This window comes from Bacillus sp. Xin1 (assembly GCF_013314535.1).
GTDB lineage: Bacteria > Bacillota > Bacilli > Bacillales > Bacillaceae_G > Bacillus_A.
Map to the genome: position 1 here is coordinate 127458 of NZ_JABUAE010000002.1, position 22240 is coordinate 149697.

19 protein-coding genes are annotated in these 22240 nt (G+C 36.1%); 13 read left to right on the forward strand and 6 right to left on the reverse strand.

All coding sequences use genetic code 11. The features are described 5' to 3' along the window. Positions 1-80 precede the first annotated feature (80 nt). Both HRG09_RS03755 and HRG09_RS03760 read right to left on the reverse strand, forming a co-directional pair. A complete protein-coding gene (locus HRG09_RS03755; RefSeq protein ID WP_174099424.1) occupies positions 81-404 on the reverse strand; it encodes a helix-turn-helix domain-containing protein in 324 nt (107 codons plus the stop codon). Positions 405-486: 82 nt separating this feature from the next. After that, positions 487-618 carry an anti-repressor SinI family protein gene (locus tag HRG09_RS03760; RefSeq protein ID WP_174099425.1) on the reverse strand — a complete coding sequence of 44 codons (132 nt, stop codon included), beginning with the start codon at positions 616-618 and terminating at the stop codon, positions 487-489. A gap of 378 nt (positions 619-996) precedes the next feature. On the opposite strand from HRG09_RS03760, the gene HRG09_RS03765 reads away from it, so the two are divergent. From HRG09_RS03765 to HRG09_RS03815, 11 genes are all read left to right on the forward strand, one after another. Beyond that, on the forward strand, positions 997-3381 hold the full coding sequence (locus HRG09_RS03765; protein ID WP_174099426.1) for an immune inhibitor A domain-containing protein: 2385 nt from the start codon (positions 997-999) through the stop codon (positions 3379-3381). 310 nt (positions 3382-3691) lie between these two features. After that, on the forward strand, positions 3692-5059 hold the full coding sequence (locus tag HRG09_RS03770; RefSeq protein ID WP_174099427.1) for an aldehyde dehydrogenase: 1368 nt from the start codon (positions 3692-3694) through the stop codon (positions 5057-5059). A 235-nt stretch (positions 5060-5294) separates the two neighbouring features. Further along, positions 5295-6278, forward strand: coding sequence for a spermidine/putrescine ABC transporter ATP-binding protein PotA (potA, locus tag HRG09_RS03775; RefSeq protein WP_174099428.1), 984 nt, complete (start codon positions 5295-5297; stop codon positions 6276-6278). After that, the gene (gene potB, locus HRG09_RS03780; protein WP_098492316.1) at positions 6275-7120 is read left to right on the forward strand and encodes a spermidine/putrescine ABC transporter permease PotB; all 846 of its coding nucleotides are present in this window, start codon (positions 6275-6277) and stop codon (positions 7118-7120) included. Before potA ends, potB begins: the two co-directional genes overlap by 4 nt. A 6-nt stretch (positions 7121-7126) precedes the next feature. Then, the gene (potC, locus tag HRG09_RS03785; protein ID WP_174099429.1) at positions 7127-7927 is read left to right on the forward strand and encodes a spermidine/putrescine ABC transporter permease PotC; all 801 of its coding nucleotides are present in this window, start codon (positions 7127-7129) and stop codon (positions 7925-7927) included. A 39-nt stretch (positions 7928-7966) separates the two neighbouring features. After that, complete coding sequence (locus tag HRG09_RS03790; protein ID WP_174099430.1) at positions 7967-9016, forward strand: polyamine ABC transporter substrate-binding protein; 1050 nt, start codon at positions 7967-7969, stop codon at positions 9014-9016. 395 nt (positions 9017-9411) lie between these two features. Further along, on the forward strand, positions 9412-10059 hold the full coding sequence (locus HRG09_RS03795) for a phosphatase PAP2 family protein (RefSeq protein WP_174099431.1): 648 nt from the start codon (positions 9412-9414) through the stop codon (positions 10057-10059). Positions 10060-10187: 128 nt separating this feature from the next. Next, positions 10188-12383, forward strand: coding sequence for an MMPL family transporter (locus HRG09_RS03800; protein WP_174099432.1), 2196 nt, complete (start codon positions 10188-10190; stop codon positions 12381-12383). A gap of 308 nt (positions 12384-12691) precedes the next feature. Continuing rightward, positions 12692-13108, forward strand: a complete 417-nt coding sequence (locus HRG09_RS03805; RefSeq protein ID WP_174099433.1) for a histidinol dehydrogenase — start codon at positions 12692-12694, stop codon at positions 13106-13108. Between the two features lie 100 nt (positions 13109-13208). Next, the gene (locus HRG09_RS03810; RefSeq protein WP_174099434.1) at positions 13209-14132 is read left to right on the forward strand and encodes an RluA family pseudouridine synthase; all 924 of its coding nucleotides are present in this window, start codon (positions 13209-13211) and stop codon (positions 14130-14132) included. Between the two features lie 90 nt (positions 14133-14222). After that, on the forward strand, positions 14223-14828 hold the full coding sequence (locus HRG09_RS03815; protein ID WP_174099435.1) for a DUF1648 domain-containing protein: 606 nt from the start codon (positions 14223-14225) through the stop codon (positions 14826-14828). Positions 14829-14990: 162 nt separating this feature from the next. Here the strand turns inward: HRG09_RS03815 and HRG09_RS03820 are convergent, their stop codons facing one another. The 4 genes from HRG09_RS03820 to HRG09_RS03835 all read right to left on the reverse strand — a co-directional run bounded on the left by HRG09_RS03820 (position 14991) and on the right by HRG09_RS03835 (position 20268). Next, positions 14991-15782: a CAP domain-containing protein gene (locus HRG09_RS03820; protein WP_174099436.1), complete on the reverse strand. Its 792-nt coding sequence runs from the start codon at positions 15780-15782 to the stop codon at positions 14991-14993. Between the two features lie 458 nt (positions 15783-16240). Next, on the reverse strand, positions 16241-17569 hold the full coding sequence (locus tag HRG09_RS03825) for a (Fe-S)-binding protein (protein WP_174099437.1): 1329 nt from the start codon (positions 17567-17569) through the stop codon (positions 16241-16243). Then, a complete protein-coding gene (gene glcD, locus HRG09_RS03830; protein ID WP_174099438.1) occupies positions 17566-18978 on the reverse strand; it encodes a glycolate oxidase subunit GlcD in 1413 nt (470 codons plus the stop codon). The genes HRG09_RS03825 and glcD overlap by 4 nt, the downstream gene beginning before the upstream one ends. 186 nt (positions 18979-19164) lie before the next feature. Further along, positions 19165-20268: a CdaR family transcriptional regulator gene (locus HRG09_RS03835; protein WP_174099439.1), complete on the reverse strand. Its 1104-nt coding sequence runs from the start codon at positions 20266-20268 to the stop codon at positions 19165-19167. Positions 20269-20597: 329 nt separating this feature from the next. Here HRG09_RS03835 and HRG09_RS03840 point away from each other — a divergent pair, with 329 nt between their 5' ends. Both HRG09_RS03840 and HRG09_RS03845 read left to right on the forward strand, forming a co-directional pair. Beyond that, the gene (locus tag HRG09_RS03840; protein ID WP_174099440.1) at positions 20598-21569 is read left to right on the forward strand and encodes a YncE family protein; all 972 of its coding nucleotides are present in this window, start codon (positions 20598-20600) and stop codon (positions 21567-21569) included. Beyond that, entirely contained in the window at positions 21566-22240 is a 675-nt protein-coding gene (locus tag HRG09_RS03845) for a response regulator transcription factor (protein ID WP_174099441.1), read from the forward strand. The genes HRG09_RS03840 and HRG09_RS03845 overlap by 4 nt, the downstream gene beginning before the upstream one ends.

Here is a 22240-nt window from a genome sequence, read left to right on the forward strand (position 1 = left end):
GCGAAAAAGCGGGGAGATTCCCCGCTTTTTTCTTAAATAAAAAAAGAGTGCTCCCCAGTATGCACCCCTTCTCGTATACACTATTTCTGGTTTTGCTTCCATTTTGTAAACTCTAGAAATTCTCGGAATTGCTCTTTTGAAACACCGGAGTTCATCGCTTCTTTGACGAGATGTGTCCATTCCGAGTCCAATTGGCTTTCGGATGTTGTTTCGTCATGGAGGAGCGTGTCAACTGGTATTTGTAGAACATTTGCGATTTTTTCAAGAAATTGAATGGAAGGGTTCTTTTGCAAATTACGTTCAATAGAGCTGATGTAAGACTTTGCCACACCGGCTTTTTCAGCGAGTTCTGTTAAAGAAATCCCTCTTTGCAAACGAAGGCGTTTTATACGTTCTCCTATCATCTTTGCGCACCTTTCTGTAAGTATGTAATCGGCTTATGATGTAATTAGTATAACACAAATTTCGTTAAAAAGAACGCCTCTGCTAGTTTCCAGTAGGCTGGTTCATACGTTGGAAAAAGTGTTCGATATCTTGAATCGCAATTCCAGCATCTAGAGCTTCAAGCATTAAATCAATCCAATCCTGATCTAGCGTATCTGCCTTTTCTTTGTACAAAGTGTATTCCTCCCTAATGTCCAATTGTCATGTCATAAATCGTACAAAATAAACAATCTTTTAAACACATTATAATATTTTGAAAAGTTAATTTGGTGAAAATAATGTTAATTTATTGTATATTTTGTAGGTAAAACCAATAAAGAAGTTACTATTTTGTCATTCTATAAAGAAATTGTAATAGTTTTATCAAAAATTATCAATATCTTCAGAAATGACTGATATATTGAGAAATTTTTTTATGGATAATATATAATTTTACAAAAATATTACGAATTTTACAAAATAACGCAAAATAAAACAAAATATTGAAAAGTTACTGAATTTTTATTATTATCTAAATATTAGTACATATTCTTATTAGGGGAGGAAATGGGGATGAAAAAGAAACCATTTAAAGTTTTATCAACACTGGCTTTAGCAGCTGTATTAGGCTGCTCGTTTGGGGCCGGTAGTCAGTCTGTTTATGCAGAAACGCCTGCAAAAACACCTACAAGTCCAATTGATGATCATTTAATTCCAGAGGAGCGTTTAGCGGATGCTCTGAAAAAACGTGGAGTAATTGATTCATCTGCTTCAAAAGAAGAAACAAAGAAAGCTGTCGAAAAGTATGTAGAGAAAAAGAAGGGTGACAAACCTGGAAAAGAAGTAACAACTGGGGATTCTGTTACAAAAGAAGCGTCTGATTTTCTGAAGAAGGTAAAAGATGAAAAAGCTGACACAAAAGAAAAATTGGAACAACCAGCAAATGGAAATGCTGCTGGAACTGGTCCAGTTAGAGGAGCATTAAATGGTAAAGTGCCAACTTCTCCTGCGAAAGCAAAAGAGTATAACGGGGAAGTTCGTAAAGATAAAGTACTAGTTTTACTAGTAGAGTATGCGGATTTCAAACATAACAATATCGATAAAGAGCCTGGTTATATGTATTCTAGTGATTTTAACCAAGAACATTATCAAAAAATGCTATTTGGTGACGAACCGTTTAAATTAGAAGATGGGACAAGCATTGAAACATTTAAGAAATATTATGAAGAACAATCTGGCGGTAGTTATACAGTAGATGGAACAGTTACAAAATGGTTAACAGTTCCAGGTAAAGCGGCTGATTACGGTGCAGATGCTGGAGATGGACACGATAACAAAGGCCCATTAGGACCTCGTGACCTAATCAAAGATGCGTTAAAAGCAGCGGTAGATAGCGGTCTTGATTTATCAGAATTTGATCAATTTGATCAATATGATGTAAATGAAGACGGCAATAAAAATCAACCAGATGGTTTGGTTGACCACTTAATGGTAATTCATGCGGGTGTTGGACAAGAAGCTGGCGGCGGTAAATTAGGTGACGATGCGATTTGGTCACATCGCTGGACAATTGGTCCAAAACCATTTGCAATTGACGGAACAAAAGCGAAAGTGCCATATTGGGGCGGTAAGATGGCAGCATTTGACTACACAATTGAACCTGAAGATGGAGCAGTTGGTGTATTCGCACATGAATATGGTCATGATTTAGGTCTTCCAGATGAGTATGACACGAAATACTCTGGCGGCGGTGAACCAGTTCAATCATGGTCTATTATGAGTGGTGGTAGCTGGGCAGGTAACATTGCTGGAACGACGCCAACAAGTTTCTCTCCGCAAAACAAAGAGTTCTTCCAAAAAACAATTGGTGGAAACTGGGCAAACATTGTGGAAGTAGATTATGATAAGTTAAACCGAGGCGTTGGTTATGCAACATACTTAGATCAAAGTGTAACAAAAACAGCTCGACCAGGTTTGATCCGTGTTAATTTACCGGATAAAGATGTAAAAGGAATTGAACCTGCATTTGGTAAGAAGTACTACTATAGTACAAAAGGCGATGATCTTCATACAACATTAGAAACACCTTTATTTGATTTAACAAATGCAACAAATGCAAAGTTTGATTACAAATCGTTGTATGAAATCGAAACAGATTATGACTTCTTAGAAGTACATGCTGTGGCTGAAGATGGAACGAAAACATTAATCGATACGATTGGTAAGAAGAATGTAAAAGATGGTGCAGATACATCTCTTGGACAATGGGTAGACAAATCGTATGATTTAAGCCAATTCAAAGGCAAAAAAGTGAAGCTAGTATTTGAATACATTACTGATGGTGGATTAGCATTAAATGGATTTACTCTTGATAATGCAACATTAACAGTAGATGGTAATGTCGTATTCTCTGATGATGCAGAAGGCGATACTCAGTTTAAGTTAGATGGTTTTGTTGTTTCAAATGGAATCGAGAAGAAGAGCCATAACTACTATGTAGAGTGGAGAAACTATGCTGGTGCGGATGAAGCGTTAAAACATGCTCGTGGCCCAGTATATAACACAGGTATGGTTGTGTGGTATGCAGATTCTAGCTATACAGATAACTGGGTTGGCGTACATCCAGGATACGGATTCCTTGGTGTAGTTGACTCTCATCCTGAAGCAATTGCAGGAACTTTAAATGGTAAACCAACATTTAAAGATAGCACACGTTATCAAATTGCTGATGCAGCGTTCTCTTTCGATCAAACACCAGCTTGGAAAGTAGTATCACCAACTCGTGGAACGTTTGACTACAAAGGATTACCAGGGGTTGCGAAATTTGATGATTCTAAAACGTATATTAATAAGCAAATTCCAGATGCAGGACGTATCTTACCGCAACTTGGCCTGAAATTTGAAGTAGTTGGTCAATCGGATGATAAATCTGCAGGAGCAGTTCGCCTATACCGTTAATTATGAAAAAGCTGTTGAAGATTTTCTTTTCAACAGCTTTTTTTATGAGCAAATGTATTTTATATGAAATACAAACTCATATATAATGAAACTTTAAGAATAGAAAATGTTAAGTAAAAGATGGCATATATATTGAAGAGCCGAGATAAACCTTTTTTAGATGGAAGAGAGCATCCGTCTATGTATAGAAGCGGTCAAATCCATGCCGAGTGAAGATAAAAGAAGAAAATGAGTGGAAATCTGTTTTTGTTTTCAGAGCATTGATTTATATGTTGAAAAATTAATATGAATATAGGAGGAGGGATAACAGGTGGATATTACTTCTATTGTGAACGAGCAAAAATCATATTTCTATAAAGGGTACACAAGAAATATAGAGGTAAGAAAACAAAATTTAAAAAGATTGTATGAAGGGATTCAGCAGTATGAATCTGATATTTTTCAAGCGTTAAAATTAGATTTAAATAAATCCGATCATGAATCATTTACGACAGAAGTTGGATACGTATTAAAGGAAATTTCATTTTTAATGAAGCACCTTTCTTCATGGAGTAAGCCAAGGCGTGTTCGTACAGCACTGACGCACGTTGGTTCGAAAGGAAAAGTCGTTCCAGAGCCATATGGTGTTACCCTTGTAATGGCCCCGTGGAATTATCCATTCCAACTTGCAATCGCACCCCTTGTAGGGGCAATAGCCGCTGGAAATACAGTTGTATTAAAACCTTCCGAATTGACACCTAATGTGTCTAGTCTTCTTGCAAACATGTTACGGGAGTTATTTCCGGCCGAACTGGTTGCGGTTGTTGAAGGTGGTATTGTGGAAAGTACTGCACTCTTAAAAGAGCCGTTTGATTATATTTTCTTCACGGGTAGTGTCGGAGTAGGGAAAATTGTTATGGAAGCAGCGGCTAAAAATTTAACGCCCCTTACGCTAGAACTTGGCGGAAAAAGCCCATGTATTGTGCATCATGATGCACAATTAGAAATAGCAGCAAGGCGCATTGTTTGGGGGAAATTCTTAAATGCGGGACAAACATGTGTCGCGCCGGATTACATATATGTTCATTCTTCTGTAAAAGAACAATTGATTGAAGAATTGCGAAATGAAATTAAAAATCAATATGGAGAAAAACCTCTGCAAAATGAAAATTACGTTCGGATCGTTAGTAAACGTCATTTTGAAAGGTTATGTTCGTTTTTACAAGATGGAAAAGTTGAAATTGGCGGGAAATATAATGAAGAAACGCTGCATATTGAGCCAAGTATTGTAACGAATATTACATGGCAGGATTCGATTATGGAGGATGAAATTTTCGGTCCGATTTTGCCAATTATGGAGTATGAGAAAATAGAAGATATAATTGAAATGATTCAAAGGCAACCTAAATCATTAGCCTTATACGTATTTTCAGAGAGTAAAGAAGTTCAAAAAAACATTACACGTAATATTTCATATGGTGGAGGGTGCATAAATGATGTTGTGTATCACCTTGCTACCCCATATTTACCCTTTGGCGGCGTTGGAAGTAGTGGACTAGGAAGTTATCATGGAAAACAAAGTTTTCGCACATTTTCGCATTATAAAAGCATTTTATCTCAATCTACAGTGTTTGATATGAAAATTCGTTATTCTTCTACAAAAAGTGCTTTAAAATTCATACGAAAGTTGTTAAAATGATGATGGTGTTTATCAGTAGGCGTAGCCGTATGATAAAAGCCCCTTCTTACGTGAAGGGGTTTTTCTGTTCGACATATGTATCATGAGAAAATGAAACAAACATACTACATAAGGAATAGAAGAGGACGCTGTTAAACAATTATTTTTGTTTGGATCGAAACAAAAGAATTTATAAAAAAACTAATATATTCATGAATATAAAGATTAAAAAACTTGAGGTAGATAGGACGGGAAAATGAAAAAGATTATTAAAGTTGAAGCGGTAGAAAAACATTTTGGAGATCAAGTGATTATTCCACCTCTTTCTTTAGATATTAAAGAAGGAGAATTTTTAACAATTCTTGGACCGAGTGGGTGTGGTAAAACCACTTTACTTCGTATGATTGCAGGGTTTGAAACTCCTACAAAAGGTAATCTCTTACTCGATGAGGAGAGAATAAATGATTTACCACCTTATAAGCGTCATATGAACCTAGTGTTCCAGCATTATGCATTGTTTCCACATATGACGGTTGAGAAAAATATTTGTTTTGGTATGAAGATGCAAAAAGTATCTGCAGCGGAACAAAAAGAACGTGCAGAAGAAGCGATGCGTTTAACACAGCTTCTTGAATTCCGTAATCGTAAACCAGCAAAACTTTCTGGTGGACAACAACAACGTGTAGCGATTGCAAGAGCAATCGTAAACAACCCGCGTGTATTATTACTAGATGAGCCACTTGGAGCACTAGACTTTAAATTAAGAAAAGATTTGCAACGTGAATTGAAAAATCTGCAACGTAATTTAGGAATTACGTTCATTTATGTAACGCATGATCAAGAAGAGGCAATGAGTATGAGTGATCGTATTGTCGTTATGAATAAAGGGCACATCGAGCAAATTGGAACGCCTAAGGAAATTTATAATGAGCCAAAGACATTGTTTGTCGCGACATTCATTGGTGAAAATAATATTATTAAAAATGGGGAAAACTATGTAGCAGTTCGCCCTGAAAATGTGAAAATACGTTCGGTTGAGCAACCAATTTTAAAAGAATACCATCTTGGACATATTGAAGATATCGAATTTGTTGGAAATATGGAGAAGCTGTATGTACGTGATGAAAAAACATCAGAACTATTAATGGCATACCAAACTGCAGAAGAAGCAGCGCAGTGGAGTATTGGAGATAATGTATACGTAGGCTGGGAGCAAGAGGATGAGGTGACCTTAAATTGAAAAAAGGGAAACTACTCGCATTACCTACAGTTACGTGGTTATTAATCTTCTTTTTATTTCCGCTTGTATTCGTATTAGCATTCGCATTCTTGCAGCGCGGGGCATATGGAACAGTGGAAATGCAATTTACGTTAGAGAATATAGCGCGCGTGTTTGACCCCTTGTACATGAATACGCTATGGGAAACAGTGAAAATTGCAGTTATTACGACGGTACTTTGTTTACTTATTGGTTACCCATTTGCATATACGATTACAATTGTTGATCGCAAATACCGCTCTATTCTTTTATTATTGGCAACGATTCCGTTTTGGATTAACTTCCTTGTGCGCTCGTATGCATGGATTGTTATTTTACGCTCACAAGGTCTTGTAAACACACTATTGTTAAAGTTAGGCATTATTAGTGAACCGTTAAATTTATTGTATAATACACCATCTGTAATATTAGGAATGGTATATTCTTTACTACCGTTTATGATTTTACCAGTGTACGCAGCAATCGAGCAGCTTGATAAACGTAAGTTAGAAGCAGCATATGATTTAGGAGCAACACCGATGAAAGCGTTTTGGCATGTAACATTGCCAATGACAATGTCAGGAGTTGCGACTGGTTCGATTTTAGTATTTGTATCATCTATCGGAATGTTTGTTGTATCAGACGTGATGGGTGGATCGAAAGTAGCATTAATCGGAAATGTGATTCAAAACCAATTCCTAGGTGCACGTGATTGGCCATTTGGATCAGCGTTATCTATTATCGTGGTTCTGTTCTCTGTTCTGTTAATTTACTTATATTATCGTGCGACGAAAGTATATAAATACGGAAACGGAGGGGAATAGACAAAAATGAAGAAGTTTTTAATTTCGTATTCTTGGTTAATTTTATTGTTCTTGTATTTTCCAATGATGGTTCTGATGGTATATTCTTTTAATGATTCACGTATTAACGCAGAATGGGAAGGATTTACACTTCATTGGTATACAGATTTATTTCAAAAGCAAGATGTTATTGATGCATTTGTAAATAGTATTACAATTGCGATTGTGACGACAGTTGTAACAACAGTTCTTGGTGTAATTTTCGCTGTTGCATTACATCGTTATAAATATCGCTTTGAAGGGGCAATTAACGGTCTTGTATACTTACCGATTTTAATTCCTGATATTTTAATGGGATTATCGCTACTTATTTTATTTAGCCAGATTGGTATGGAATTAGGACAAGTTACCATTATTATTGCGCATATTACATTTAGTATTTCATTTGTTGTTGTTATTTTAGCAGCACGCCTTTCTGGTATGGGACGTGATTTAGAAGAAGCAGCAAATGATTTAGGAGCAACTCCGTGGCAAACGTTTCGCTATGTAACATTCCCTAGTATTGCGCCTGGTGTTATTTCAGCGGCGTTATTAACATTTACACTATCAATCGATGACTTTGTGATTAGTTTCTTCGTATCCGGTCCAGGGTCAACAACATTACCATTATATATTTATAGTATGGTGAAACGTGGTGTAACACCTGAAATTAATGCTCTTTCTACCATCTTAATTGTTGTGATTGTTGGATTAATGGTTGCATCAGAAATCTTCCGTAATAAAGGTGCAGACGGTGAAGAAAACTCTGGAGGACATCTTCCGTTATAAGAGAGTGCGCATGATAAAGAACGAGGAGGTAATGAATCGATGAAATTGATGAAAAAAGTAGCTGGCGTAGCACTTAGCTTTAGCCTTGTTGCCGGTGTACTTGCTGGTTGTGGTGAAAAGAAAGAAGAGCTAAATATTTATAGCTGGGCTGATAACTTTGATGAGCAAGTAATTAAGGACTTTGAAAAGAAATATAATGTAAAAGTTAACTATGATAAATATGCAAGTAACGAAGAAATGCTTGCGAAATTACAAGCTGGTGGAGCAAATTATGATTTAATTCAACCGTCAGACTACATGGTTAAAACGATGGCGAAAATGGATTTATTAGAGCCGTTAGATAAAAACAACATTCCGAACGTAAAGAATCTTGTATCTAACTTTAAAACACCTGCATTCGATCCGGAGAATAAATACTCACTTGTATACACTTGGGGAGTAACAGGAATTGCATATAATAAAAAGTATGTAAAAGAAACGCCAACAAGTTGGAACGATTTATGGAATGAGAAATATAAAGGCCATGTTACTTTATTGAACGATTCTCGTGAAGTATTAGGCATGGGGCTTAAGAAGAATGGATTTTCAAATAGCACAAAAGATGATGCACAGTTAAAGACAGCAGCGACCGATTTACAAAAGTTACTGCCAAACTTACTTGCATTTGATACAGATAATATTAAACAAAAGTTTATTACAGAAGATGCTTGGATTGGAACAGTATGGTCTGGAGATGCAGCATTTATTGCAAAAGATAATAAAGATGTAGGATATGTTGTTCCAAAAGAAGGCGGAACGATTTGGGCGGATACGTTAGCGATTCCGAAAGGTGCGAAACATAAAGAACTTGCAGAGAAGTTTATGAATTATTTAATGGATGAAAAAGTAAGTGTGAAAAACTATGAATCCATTGGATATAGTAATCCAAATGAAAAAGCTTGGGAGCTTCACAGTAAAGAATACCGTGATAATAAAATGATTTTCTTATCACCAGAGGAGTTAAATCGTACAGAGTGGCTTGTTGATGTAGACGATAAATTAAAAGAGTACGATCGTTACTGGACGGAATTAAAAACAAAAGGGAAATAATGATAGAAAACTTAATCTTTTAGGTTGGAGAGAGGATCCGGCTGAGCGTAGAAGCGGTCAGATTCTTTTTTCGCCCCATGCCATGTGAAAACAGAAGGAGGAAGTAAGTGGAAGTTTCCTTTTGTTTTCCAAGCCGTGATGTATATGTTGGGAACCCAAAATATATAAATATAGATAGAAAAACAGATAGAAAACCTAATCTTTTAGGTTGGAGAGAGGATCCGGCTGAGCGTAGAAGCGGTCAGATTCTTTTTTCGCCCCGTGCCATGTGAAAACATAAGTAGAAAATGAGTGGAAGTCTTCTTTTGTTTTCCTAGCTGTAATGTATATATTGGAAATTAAAAAATGCGGTTTCTAAATAGAAATCGCATTTTTTCATAATGGGAGGAAAAAGCTTGAAACGAAAATTGCATCAATATGAGCTTGCTTGTATCATCTTGTTATTTGCTGCATTTGCTCTCATTGCTTGGAGAGTACAAGCAGATGGTGTAACATCAATTGATTCATATGTGAAAAACCTTGTAGGCAGTTTACAAACAGAAAATTCTCTTAAGTTTTTTTCATATTTTACAAAGTTAGGCTCTGCAATTGGAATTGTTACGATTCTGATTGTTAGTTTGCTAATCTTCTTTAAGAAACGCTATTATGTAGCAATGGTAGTTTATCCAACTGCTATATTAATTACGCACCTTGTTAATAAGGGGATAAAAGAAATTGTAAAAAGAGATCGACCGAGCTTAAATGAGGCACTTGATGCCCTTGGATATAGCTTTCCGAGTGGACATGCTATGCTATCCATTATGACGTATGGATTTCTTGCGTACATTATTGCTGCAAACGTAAAAAATATGGCTGGAAAAATTATTATTACACTTATTATGGCAATACAGATTTTATTGATTGGATTAAGTAGAATCATTTTATCTGTACATTATCCGACTGATATTTTAGCTGGCTATTGTTTAAGTGGTATTTTATTAATTATGGCTATTTATTTTCACCGCTTACTTTCAGAGCGGTTTGGAGCAAATCAAGAGAGATAAGAAACATCTGAAAATTCCTAGACTATAGGGACTTTCGGGTGTTTTTTTATTATGTTTTATTAGTGATCATGGTAAGATATGCTAAAATGTAGGGGGAATCATTAATTATATAAAGTAGGTGAAAATGCGTGAAGACAAATGTACATAAAATAGATAAATGGGGAAAACTAGGTACTTTTTTGTATCGATTTCGCTATACAGTTATTGCGGCATTAATCATGTTAGCGATAGGACTTGGCATTTTTGCACCAAAACTTCCGGGGGTATTAGGAGGCGATGGCTTCCAAACAGAAGGAGACTATCAAACGACAAAAGCAATTTTAGATAAAGATTTTAAACAGTCTCAAGACACGCTCCTCCTCGTGTTTCAGAAGAGTAAGGGAGTTGCAAATGAGGATTTTCAAAAACGAATAGGAGAAATTGTAGCGAATATTCAAACGAAAGAAACGTATGATTCATTCCGTCATCCATTAGAAAATAAGGAAATGATTCAAGATGATATTGCGTATGCGACGATTTTATTTTCCGGGAAAACAAGTAAAGAGCGTAATGAAAAGACGTTACAATTTGCAAAAGAAATACAAAAAGAGAGTAACAATGTTTTGAAGGTATCACCAACCGGTTTCCCAAAGATTAATGAAGAAATTAACGAGCGAACACAAAATGATTTGAAAGTAGCAGAAATGATCGGGCTGCCAATTGCCTTTCTTGTACTATTATTTTCGTTTGGTAGCTTGCTTGCATCAATCTTGCCGATTATAAATGGGGCGCTTAGCGTACTAAGTACAATGGGAATTTTATATTTTATTGGTGTAGATAAAGAATTGTCAATTTTTGTATTAAATGTTGCGCCTATGATTGGGCTTGCTTTATCAATTGATTTCGCATTATTATTTGTAAATCGGTTTCGTGAGGAAGTGGCATATCGGACAGTAAAAGAGGCAATAGCTGTCACATATCAAACAGCGGGGCGCGCTATTGTATTCTCTGGACTATGTGTCTTTGTTGGTTTATCTGGTCTATTTTTCTTTGAGATTGATTACATTCAATCTGTTGCGATTAGCGGAATGATTGTTGTTGTGATGAGTATTTTATTTTCACTTACACTTCTTCCAGCATTGTTATCGTTAATAGGGAAACGAATATTGAAAAAGAATCAAACTGCACCTCGCACTTCAAACATGTGGCGTCAGTTCGCTCAATTTGTTATGAAGCATCCTATTATGATGATTATCGTTGTTACATTGTTTATTATTGTCTGTTTATTGCCGCTTCGCACTGCCAATCTTCAATTTCCTGGTGTAGAAGCATTGCCAGAGAAAAGTGATACACGGGTTGCGTATGAGCAGTATGAAGAGTCATTCAACAAAACTGTAAAAACACATGCTGATGTGACAGTAGTGCTAGAGATGAAGGGGAATGTCATAGAGAAAGAAAATTTACAGAAGTTAGAGGATGTTATTCAAAAACTGAAAAAAGATAAGCATGTCTATAAAGTTAACAGTCTATATGGTGAGTTAAATGGTATGAACGCTGAACAATTGGCTACATTGTTACAATCTCCGCAGCGTACGCAAGTGGAACCTGTACTAGAAGCATATACGAAAGGAAATAAAACAACTCTTCAAATTTTCTTGGATACAAAGCCTAAAGCGGAAACTGCGAAACAATGGGTTCGTGATTTTAAAGACACGTATAAAGATGACAGTATTACGTATTATTTAGGTGGTATGACAACATTTCAACAAGAATTAGAGGATGAAATTAAAGATAAAGTTGTAATCGGGATGTCTGTCATATTCGGATCTACTTTCCTTATTTTATTATTCGCTTTCCGTTCTATCCTTATTCCAATTAAGGCGATTGTGATGAATATCCTTAGTTTAAGTGCAACCATTGGTATTGTGATTTGGTTATTTGAAGGAGGGCACTTTGGACTAGAGGAAAGTTCGGTTTTATTCGTGTTACCAATCTTTATATTTGGCCTTGTATTTGGCTTAAGTATGGATTATGAAGTATTTCTTATTTCACGTATTCATGAATTATATGAAGAGACAGGAGATAATGACAAGGCAACGCTTGAAGGGCTTGTATCAACAAGTCGCATTATTACATCAGCTGCTCTTATTATGATTGTTGTAACAGGAGCATTCGCTTTTACAGATATTTTACCAGTAAAACAAATGGGGCTTGGTGTGGCACTCGCTATTTTTCTTGATGCGACGATTATTAGACTTATGCTTGTACCGAGCTTAATGAAAATGTTCGGAGATTGGAATTGGTGGTTACCTTTTCGAAAGAAACAAGTAAAATCATCAGATTAAAAAAGCGCTTATTTTGTAGAGAGGCTACTGAAAAACGAAAGTTTTTCAGTAGCCTCTTGTTTATATATCGTTTATATACTGGCATATTAGTCGTAGCTATGAAAACAAAAGCATCCTCCTTTTACTTTCATGCTGAATGGTTGGAAAAGGCACTAATCGCCTCTATGTATAAGCGGATCTTCTCTCACACTCCAAAACATATTTTTAGCAGTTTCTCTTATAGAAGGGCGCTTTTTTATGAATAGCATTCCCCTCTTTTTGCAAATAGTATGTGATAAGAACAATACATATAGAAGCAGGTGAAGACAATGTTTCGCTATTTTAAATTTAAGTTAAATGATACTGTACAGTTTGCAGAAAATGATGGGCACATGTATCGCATTGTCGGTTATAGGCTAGAAAAAGGTTTTTATCCAAAAGATGAATGGACTCATATTATTTATGAATTACTTAGAGAATTTGATGGGTATACGATGGATGCTGAAGAAGAGGAACTTGTGAAAGTCATTCAAGTGGAGGAAGAATATTATAAAATACATGAGATGTCTGGTTATCGGTACCCAGTGAAAATGAAATCAAAGCCAACTGTTTCTAAAGAAGAAACGATAGATGAACTATTAGATGCTTACAACGACTATAAGCGATTGGCAGACTTTTTTAAAGATCTATCTTATGAACAAAAAGCAGAAGAAACGTTACAAGAAATGAAGAAATTACGTGCTTAGAGGGCAGTCTATTATGTAGACTGTCTTTTGCTTTAAACAATGCATAATGAATCATTTTCCGTTACAATAGTAGAATCAATAGAAATAAGGTGGATAAAGCATGGAAATGAAAAGAAAGGGAGAATGGTGCGAAATTACGGTTCCTGCTAAATGGAGCGGTATCAGCATTGATTCTTTGTTAAAAGAAGAATGGGGCGTCCCCAAAAAACTATTACACAGGATTCGTATGGAAAGAGGCATTATCGTCAATGGAGAACGAAAAGGGTGGAGTGACCCTTTAAAAGAAGGAGATAAACTGCAGGTTCATATGTTTATCCAGGAAGAGTATGGTGTCCAGCCAGAGTTCGGTGATTTAGAAGTGATATTTGAAGATGACCACGTATTAATTGTAAATAAACCTGCGCATATGGATACGCATCCTTCTAGCAAAGGGGGAACAGGAACACTCGCGAACCTCGTTGCTTTTCATTTACAAATGCAAGGTGTAGAGACAAAAGTACGTCATATTCATCGATTAGATAAAGATACAACAGGTGGTGTTGTATTTGCGAAACATGGGATAGCCGGTGCCATTATGGATCGATTATTGATGGAGCGTAACATAAAAAGAACATATTTGGCATTGGTGGAAGGGAAAGTAAAAAAGAAGCAAGGAATAATTGACGCAGCGATTGGAAGAGATCGACATCATGCAACAAGACGCCGTGTGTCTCCAAAAGGTGATCATGCTATAACGCATTATAAAGTAGAGAAATACTTCAAGAAGCAAGATGTAACGCTTGTAACGTTACAATTAGAGACAGGGAGAACGCATCAAATTCGCGTTCATATGAGTCATAGTGGTCATCCGCTGATTGGTGATATGTTATATGGTGGACAAGCAACACATATGTCTCATCAAGCCTTACATGCTATGCGGATTGTTTTTTTACATCCAATTACGAAAGAAGAGATAACAGTAGAAGTGCCACTTCCTAATCATTTAAATAACATCATTGAATCTTTTAAAATGTCGAATAAATAAAGTTCTTCTGTGTGGTTGAGAAAGATATTTTTTGCAGGAATTTTTTTATGGAAATCGAAGCCGTAAATAGAAAAGAGAGGTGAAGAGTACTTGGTAAGACATAAATATATTATGGGTATATTTCTTGCTGGTCTTCTATTTACGTTGTTTCTATATCCATATTTACCGAATTATTTAGCGGTGCATTGGAATCAGGATGGTGAACCAAATGAATATGCAAGGAAGCAAGTTGTTGTATTGTTTATTCCTTGCCTTATTATTTTTTTTCATGGTCTGTTGTATATAATCTCACGTTACGTATATAAGCTGAATGAGAATGACCACTACATTGTAATAAGGTTTAAAGAGAATGTATCGCTATTTTTATTATTTATTCATATACTTATTCTTGCTATTGGCACTGGAATAGATATACCATTTCAAACGGGCCTTATAATCGGGAGTAGTGCGTTTCTTTTTATGGTTAGTAAAGGATTTAAAAAAGGAAGAGAAAAGGAAGAGGAGCCGATTGTGTTACAGAAAATACGCTTGTTTAGTCAGCGTATTTTTCAATATATGTCGCTTACCATACTCATTTGTTTGTTTTTGAAGCTACAATGGGGATTTTATTTACTAATTGGTGTGATTAGTCTCGGGTCTATTTCTTTTATGTTTTGTATTTTGTATTCATATATACTGGAAAATTATGAAACATAAAAAGGAGTCTTCCGTAACAGAAGACTCCTTTAATATAAATCTATTGTGGCATACCAACATATAAGTTATGGCTATGAATCCAAAAAGGATCTGACCGCTTCTATGCACGGCCAGATCCTCTCTCTCCCTCTAAAAAGAAGGGTTTTCTATCAGTTTTTATACTTACTTCGTGATAAATTGTTGTGTCCAGTAGTTTCCACTTTCAACATAACCAACACCGATGTGAGTATAACCACTATTTAAAATATTCGCACGGTGACCTTCACTATTCATCCAAGCTTGTACAACTTCTTCTGGTGTACGTTGGCCTTGTGCAATGTTTTCACCTGCAGATCTATAAGAAATACCAAACTTCTTCATCATATCGAATGGAGATCCGTATGTTGGGCTGTTATGATCGAAGTAGTTATTTTTTTGCATGTCTTCAGATTTAACGCGTGCAACTTTACTTAATTCAGCATCAACTTTTAATGCTGGTAAGCCTTGTTTTGTACGCTCAGCGTTTGTTAATTCAACAACGCGTTGTTCAAATTCGCTTAAAGAACCTTTTGACTCTTCAGCAGGCTTATTTTCAGCCGGTTTTTGTGTTTCATTGTTGTTATTGTTATTTTCAGCTGGTTTTTGAGCTTCAGGTTTTGTTACTTCTTCAGCAGGCTTATTTTCAGCTGGTTTTTGTTCTACTGGCTTCGTAGTTTCTGGCGCTGGTACATTTGGTTGTTGACCAGGAATGAAGCAGTTACCTTGTTGGAATTGTGCTAGAGAGTTAATTCCCATAGATTGTAAGTGTTTTTGTAATTCTTCTTGATTCATATGTTGCATAAAGTCTTTAGCTTGCTGAATATTTTGAACCTTCATTGTAGATGGTTGTACTGTTGATGCCTCTGCATTAAGAGTAGATGCTCCGAATGTAAATGCAGTTGCTGCTGCTACAGATAATAAAACACGTTTTTTCATGACATGTGTCCCCCTATATAAAAGTTTTTTAACTGTTCTCACAAAGATTTGTTTTTGACAGCCTGTCTGACTGACAAATTCATCGTAGCATACAAATTACCGGAAAAAAGATGGAAAAAAATACATAGATTATAAAATTACCTATTTTATCCTAGAATGAAATAAGAGATAAAATAGGAGAAAACTAGAGTGTAACAGGAGTTTTCAGCATTTTCTGCTTTGCTTTTGAAGGGGGGATTTTGGTTGGAATTACCTATTAGAGATGTAGAGAAACCTATTGTATCAAGGGTTTCTCTACATTTTCGAGGAATATAATGGATGTATTTTTACAAAACTGTAATCTTTTTGTTGTTCTTTTTTATAGACGGTAACATATTTTTAATCTTGTAGCGAATAAAAAAAGCGGCTATCTCTTTACGTAGAAGAAGGAGATAGCCGTTTTCATATTGTTACATATATTACGATGTATATTCAATTGCTTCCAATAATAAATCTACAATGTGAACGCCTCTCATTTTGTGAGAGAGTTTTTCACGTTCAATGCCGAGTTTCATTTGTAGTAAGCAACCTGGGTTTGCAGTGACAATGGTTGCCGCGTCTGTTTCATGAACACGTTCCATTTTATAATCTAAAAATTCCATAGACAATTCAGAGTGTACAATATTATAAATACCTGCAGAACCGCAGCAACGATCTGCTTCTTTCATTTCTCGATAGGTCACACCTTGAATTGCTTGCAGTAGCATACGCGGCTCGGAAGATGTCCTCATGACATTGCGCAAGTGACAAGAATCTTGATACGTAATAATTTGCGGAGGAAGGCGTAAATCATAACGTTTATGAAAATCTAACTCTACTAAAATAGCGGTGATATCTTTTATTTTTGCAACAAAATGTTTTGCGCGTGCTGCCCATTCTGGATAATCTTTTAATAAATGATCATAATCTACAAGAAACGCTCCGCAACCACTGGCATTCGTAATAATATAATCAATTTTTAAGTCTTCAAAGGCTTGGATGTTTCGTTTTGCCAGCTCTTTTGCACCGCTTTTTTCTCCGGCATGGCCATGCAGTGCTCCGCAACAACTTTGTTCTTTTGGGATTACAATATCACAGCCAGCAAGCTGAAGGAGCTTTGTTGTAGCGTTGTTTGTTTCCAAAAACATAGTGTCCATTAAACAACCAGTAAAGAAAGCAACACGTTTTTTCTTTGTTGTTTCAGCTGGTAAAAATTCAGGCCGGTTTTTCATTTCTTTCATCTTCGGTACTTTTGGCAAGACGAGATCCATTGTTGCCAGTGTTTCTGGGAACAACTTCATAATGCCTGTTTTATGTGTTAACGTTTGTAAGCCAGAGTGCTGATAAAAGCCGATGAGTCCTGTTAATGTTCGCATGCGATTTTGATGAGGGAATAATCCTTCGAATACAATTTTGCGAACAGCTTTGACTGGCATAGAGAACTTTTTATTTTGATTAATAATATCTCGTGCTTCTTCTAATAAGTGTCCATAGTTTACACCAGATGGACAAACAGGTTCACAAGCGCGGCAGCCAAGACAAACATTCAATGTATTTTCCACATCTTCATCCGGTTCAATTAAGCCGTCAACAATGCCCTTCATTAAAGCGATACGACCGCGCGGAGAATGAGACTCTTTATATCCAGATTGAATGTAAGTAGGACAAGTCGGCAGGCAAAATCCGCATCGCATACAGTTTAATAATTCATCTTCATCTAGACGTTCTTTAAACTCTTTTTGAATTTGTTCTTTGTTTAGAGTAGTCATCTTTCTACCACCACTCTTTTACGAGAGTCCTTAGCGAACATTTTCCCAGGGTTCATAATATTATGTGGATCGAAAGCTTGTTTAATACCTTTCATAGCAGCAATGCCTTCTTCTCCTAACTTCAACTCTAAATAAGGAGCTTTCATGGCACCAACGCCATGTTCACCTGTAATGGTACCACCAAGTTCAATTGCCTTTTCAAAGATTTCTGCAAAGGCTTGTTCGGCACGATGCATTTCTTCTTTATTACGAGCATCAGTCATGCATGTTGGATGTAAGTTTCCATCACCGGCATGCCCGAATGTACAAATAGCAATATCATATTTTTTAGAAATGGCATTAATTGCTTCAACCATAGGAGCAATTTGAGAACGTGGTACAGTAGCATCTTCTAAAATTGTAGTAGGTTTTAGTCTTGCTAAAGCAGAAAGGGTGCTGCGGCGTGCTGTGCGAAGTGCATCCGCTTCCGTTTCGTCCTTGGCAACGCGAACGTCAACCGCATGCATAGAACGACAAACTTCAGCCATTTTTTCAATATCACGGTTCACAACTTCAGAAGAGCCATCTTGTTCGATTAAGAGAATAGCTTTTACATCTGTTGGTAAACCGATTTGTGCAAATTCTTCTACTACTTCAATTGTTGGTTGATCTAAAAATTCAAGTGTTGCTGGAATGATTTTATTGGCAATGATTGCTGATACAGCACGAGCTGCTTCATTGATTTCTTGATATAATGCAAGCATTGTTTTCTTTGTTTCAGGCATTGGAACAAGTTTTAAAATGGCTTCCGTTACAACACCAAGTGTGCCTTCTGAGCCGATGAATAGGCGAGTTAAATCATAACCAGCTACATCCTTCGCTAATTTACCACCGGTGCGAATGATATCACCATTTGGCAAGACAATCTCAAGGCCCATCACATAATCTCGTGTTACACCGTATTTTAAACCGCGTAAGCCACCTGAATTTTCATTAATGTTACCGCCAATTGTAGAAATCTTCATAGAGCTTGGATCTGGTGGATAAAATAACGCTTTTTCCTCTACAGCTTTAATAATATCAAGCGTAATGACGCCAGCTTGCACGGTAATTGTTAAGTTTTCTTCATCTATTTCTAAAATGTTATTCATATGACGGAAGATTAGAACAACTCCGCCTTCAAGTGGACATGTACCTGCACAAAGGTTTGTTCCAGACCCGCGAACGTATACCGGAACTTTATGTTCAGTACATACCTTTAATAGGTCAGCTACTTCTTGCGTATTGCGCGGTGCGACAACTGCATCGGGCATCGCTTGGAAATTTGGTGTTGCATCGTAACTATACGTTAAACGTCCCATGTTGGACGTATCTACATTATCTTTGCCCACAATCGATACAAATGAATCAATAATATGTTGTTCTAACATTAGAAAACCCCCCTCAAACTGTTAACTTGCTTATCTCAATTGAATATATTGTCCGTGAATCGCTTGAGATAAGTTATATACCGCTGAAAATAAGAATAAAAGCGTTGTAACAGTGTTTTCATTATAATCATAAAAAAGTAGGGGATTTCTTTCTATGTATAATTAACTAAAGATTAATTAGTTTTGCTATCTTTTTTTTGTATGATTATCTAATAAAAGAAGTGCGAAGTATAAAATGATTAAATCTTTAAATTGTTTTGGATCGAGTCCTGTGTAATCTTCTATTTTTTTAAGTCTGTAATGTAATGTATTAATATGAATGTGTAACATTTCTGCTGTTTGTTTATAGGACTGATTATGATCGATAAATAGGCGTAGTGTTTGCATGAGTTCAGTTGCAGGAAGCAAACTGTAAATGGTACGCTGAAGAAATTCCTCACGAGTTTCAGTAGTAATATCTTGCAGACACATTTCTAAACGTAAATCTTCATTAAATATAATACCTTTCGTTTCAAAGGCTACTGAAAGTGCACGCAATGCTTGCTCGTATGACACATGCATCTCATTTGGTATGACAGTTTGTCCAATACCGATATAGAGTGTAATAGGAAATAAAGATTCACACTCATGCTTCAATCTCTTTAAAAATTGAAAGGTTCTTTTCTTTGTTTCCTTTGCAGTAAATAGTATAAAACGGTCATTTCCCCAGCGTACAAATAGTTCCTCTTTCGCTAATACGTTACGAATGTGCTGCCAAATTTTGCGTTGTAGCATCGTATCATCTTGATCAAATGAAAATAAAATAAGTTGTTTTTTTGTATGTAAATCAATACCGAGTGTTTTCGCCCGATCAAGAAAACTCGGAGACCAATCATTGCTTTGTAACCAGTCAAAAACAAAAGCTTCATAGGAACGGTGCTCAAGTTCTAGTTGTTCTAAAAAATAATTTTCATGAATTAATAATTCGGTCATTTTCCGTAATATTTCTCCGTATTGTGAAATTTTTTCAGGTTCCCCTGTAATACCGATGACACCGATTACTTCATCGTGGAAAAGAAGCGGGAGATTCATTCCTGCTTTTACTCCTTGTAAATGCTGTTCGTCTTCTTTTGTAACAATAACAGTTTTCTTTTCTTTCGCGCAGCGAAGGGCACCTTCGTGGAATTGTCCAATTCGCGCTATATCTGTACTAGCAATAATTGTTCCTTTTATATCAATAATAATAATATTTTCGTCAATTAGCCTTCGAACCTCACGGACAATTTTGTTCGCTAAATCGGGAAAAAGCATAAATTGTACACCTCTATTTCTATTTGTTGTACCATTATATATAAATCGAAGCTGAAAAAACTAATATCAAACCATTCTTTTTATGTGGGCGAGAGCATCCGGCCATGCATAGAAGCGGTCAGTGCTTTTTTCGCCCCATGCCGTGAGAAAACAAAAAGAGGAAATAAGTGGAGAACTGTTTTTGTTTTCATAACCGCAGCTACTATGTCGAAAAATCAAAATGTATTTATATATGTAGTTTTATTAAAATAGGAAGATTTCACACTTTCCTCACAAGTATTTGCTATTTTACAATTATAACGAAATCATCTAAAAATGGAGGGAATCTTTTGAAGAAATACTTTTTTCTGCTCTGTTTTTTGTTTCTATTAGCAGGATGTCAAGGTAATTCATATACACCGATTGCTAAAAATAAAAGTATCATTATAACAACAAATATTAAAGAAGGCAGCGTTAGTTTTATTGATAAAAAGTCGAAAAAGATAGTAACAACATGGGAATTAAAAGAGCCTATTACAGGGATCGCACTGTTACCAAATGGGGAAGACATGCTTGTATATGGTAAGCAGTTAGAATATGCATATATATATTCGTTAACAGAAGGAAACCAAGTGGATAAATGGAAGACAGGAAAAGGGATTACGAATGTCATCGTAGCAAATGATGGAAAGCAATTATTTATGGCTGATCAAAATGAACAAAAAGTACGTTTCTTTACGATAAATGGAAAAGAGACCGAAAGTGTTTCGGTAGGGAAAGGCCCGTTAACAATGGTGCAAAATGATAAACAATTACATGTATTGAATTTTTATGATACGCAGCTATCCACGATTGACTTAGATCAAAAGAAAGTTGTTCATTCATTTATGGTACCACCAGCATCAACAGGGGCCATGGTTAGCGCTGATGGAAAGGAAATATGGATTGGCGGGCATGGTGATGGTACGCAAGTGAATGAGAAAGTATTGGTCTATTCTTTAGAAAATGGACAGATGGTGCGTTCTTTACATGCACCATTTATGCCAGTTAGTATTTCGGGTGATGAAAGATTTATGTATACTTTAAGTCATGGATCAAATACATTAAGAAAATTTGATACACAAACATACCAAGAAGTGGGAGCCCTTGAGGTAGGATCCAATCCATTTGTTTTTTTGAAAATTGAGAAAGAAGGCTATATAGCAAGCTATGATAGTAATGAAGTGTATGTAATTGATATAGAGAATATGAAAATAAAACAAACGATTGCAGTTGGAAAGGGACCATTTCAACTTACGCACAGAGAAGGAAGAGAGAAATGAAGAAACATAAAGTGTTACTTGTAGATGATGAAAGTGATATGAGACAGCTTGTTGGCATGTATTTAGATAATTTCGGATATGAATGGGGAGAAGCAGAGAATGGAAAAGATGCCCTTCATATGCTTGATACGGCTCATTACGATTTTGTTATTTTAGATATTATGATGCCGGAGATGGATGGAATTTCAGTTTGTAAAGAAATCCGCAAAACCTCTTATGTACCGATTATTTTTTTAACAGCAAAGGGAGAAGAATGGAATCGTGTGAATGGTTTACGGATGGGGGCAGACGATTATATTGTAAAGCCATTTAGTCCTGGAGAACTCATCGCTCGTATGGAAGCTGTATTAAGAAGATATACAAAGCAGGAAGAACAACAAGAAGAGCTTCAATTTGGTTCAATCCGAATTAATGAAAAAAGCAGGAAAATTGAGGCGAACGGTGAGACAATCTCCCTTACGGTAAAAGAGTTTGATTTACTGTATTTTCTTTGCATGCATAATGGACAAGTATTCAGCCGCGAGCAATTACTTGAAAAAGTATGGGGATATGATTATGCAGGAAGTACAAGAACGGTAGATACACATGTTAAAACGATGCGTTTAAAACTTGGGGAAAGTGGAAACTACATTCAAACAGTATGGGGTGTAGGTTATAAATTTGAGGTGTAA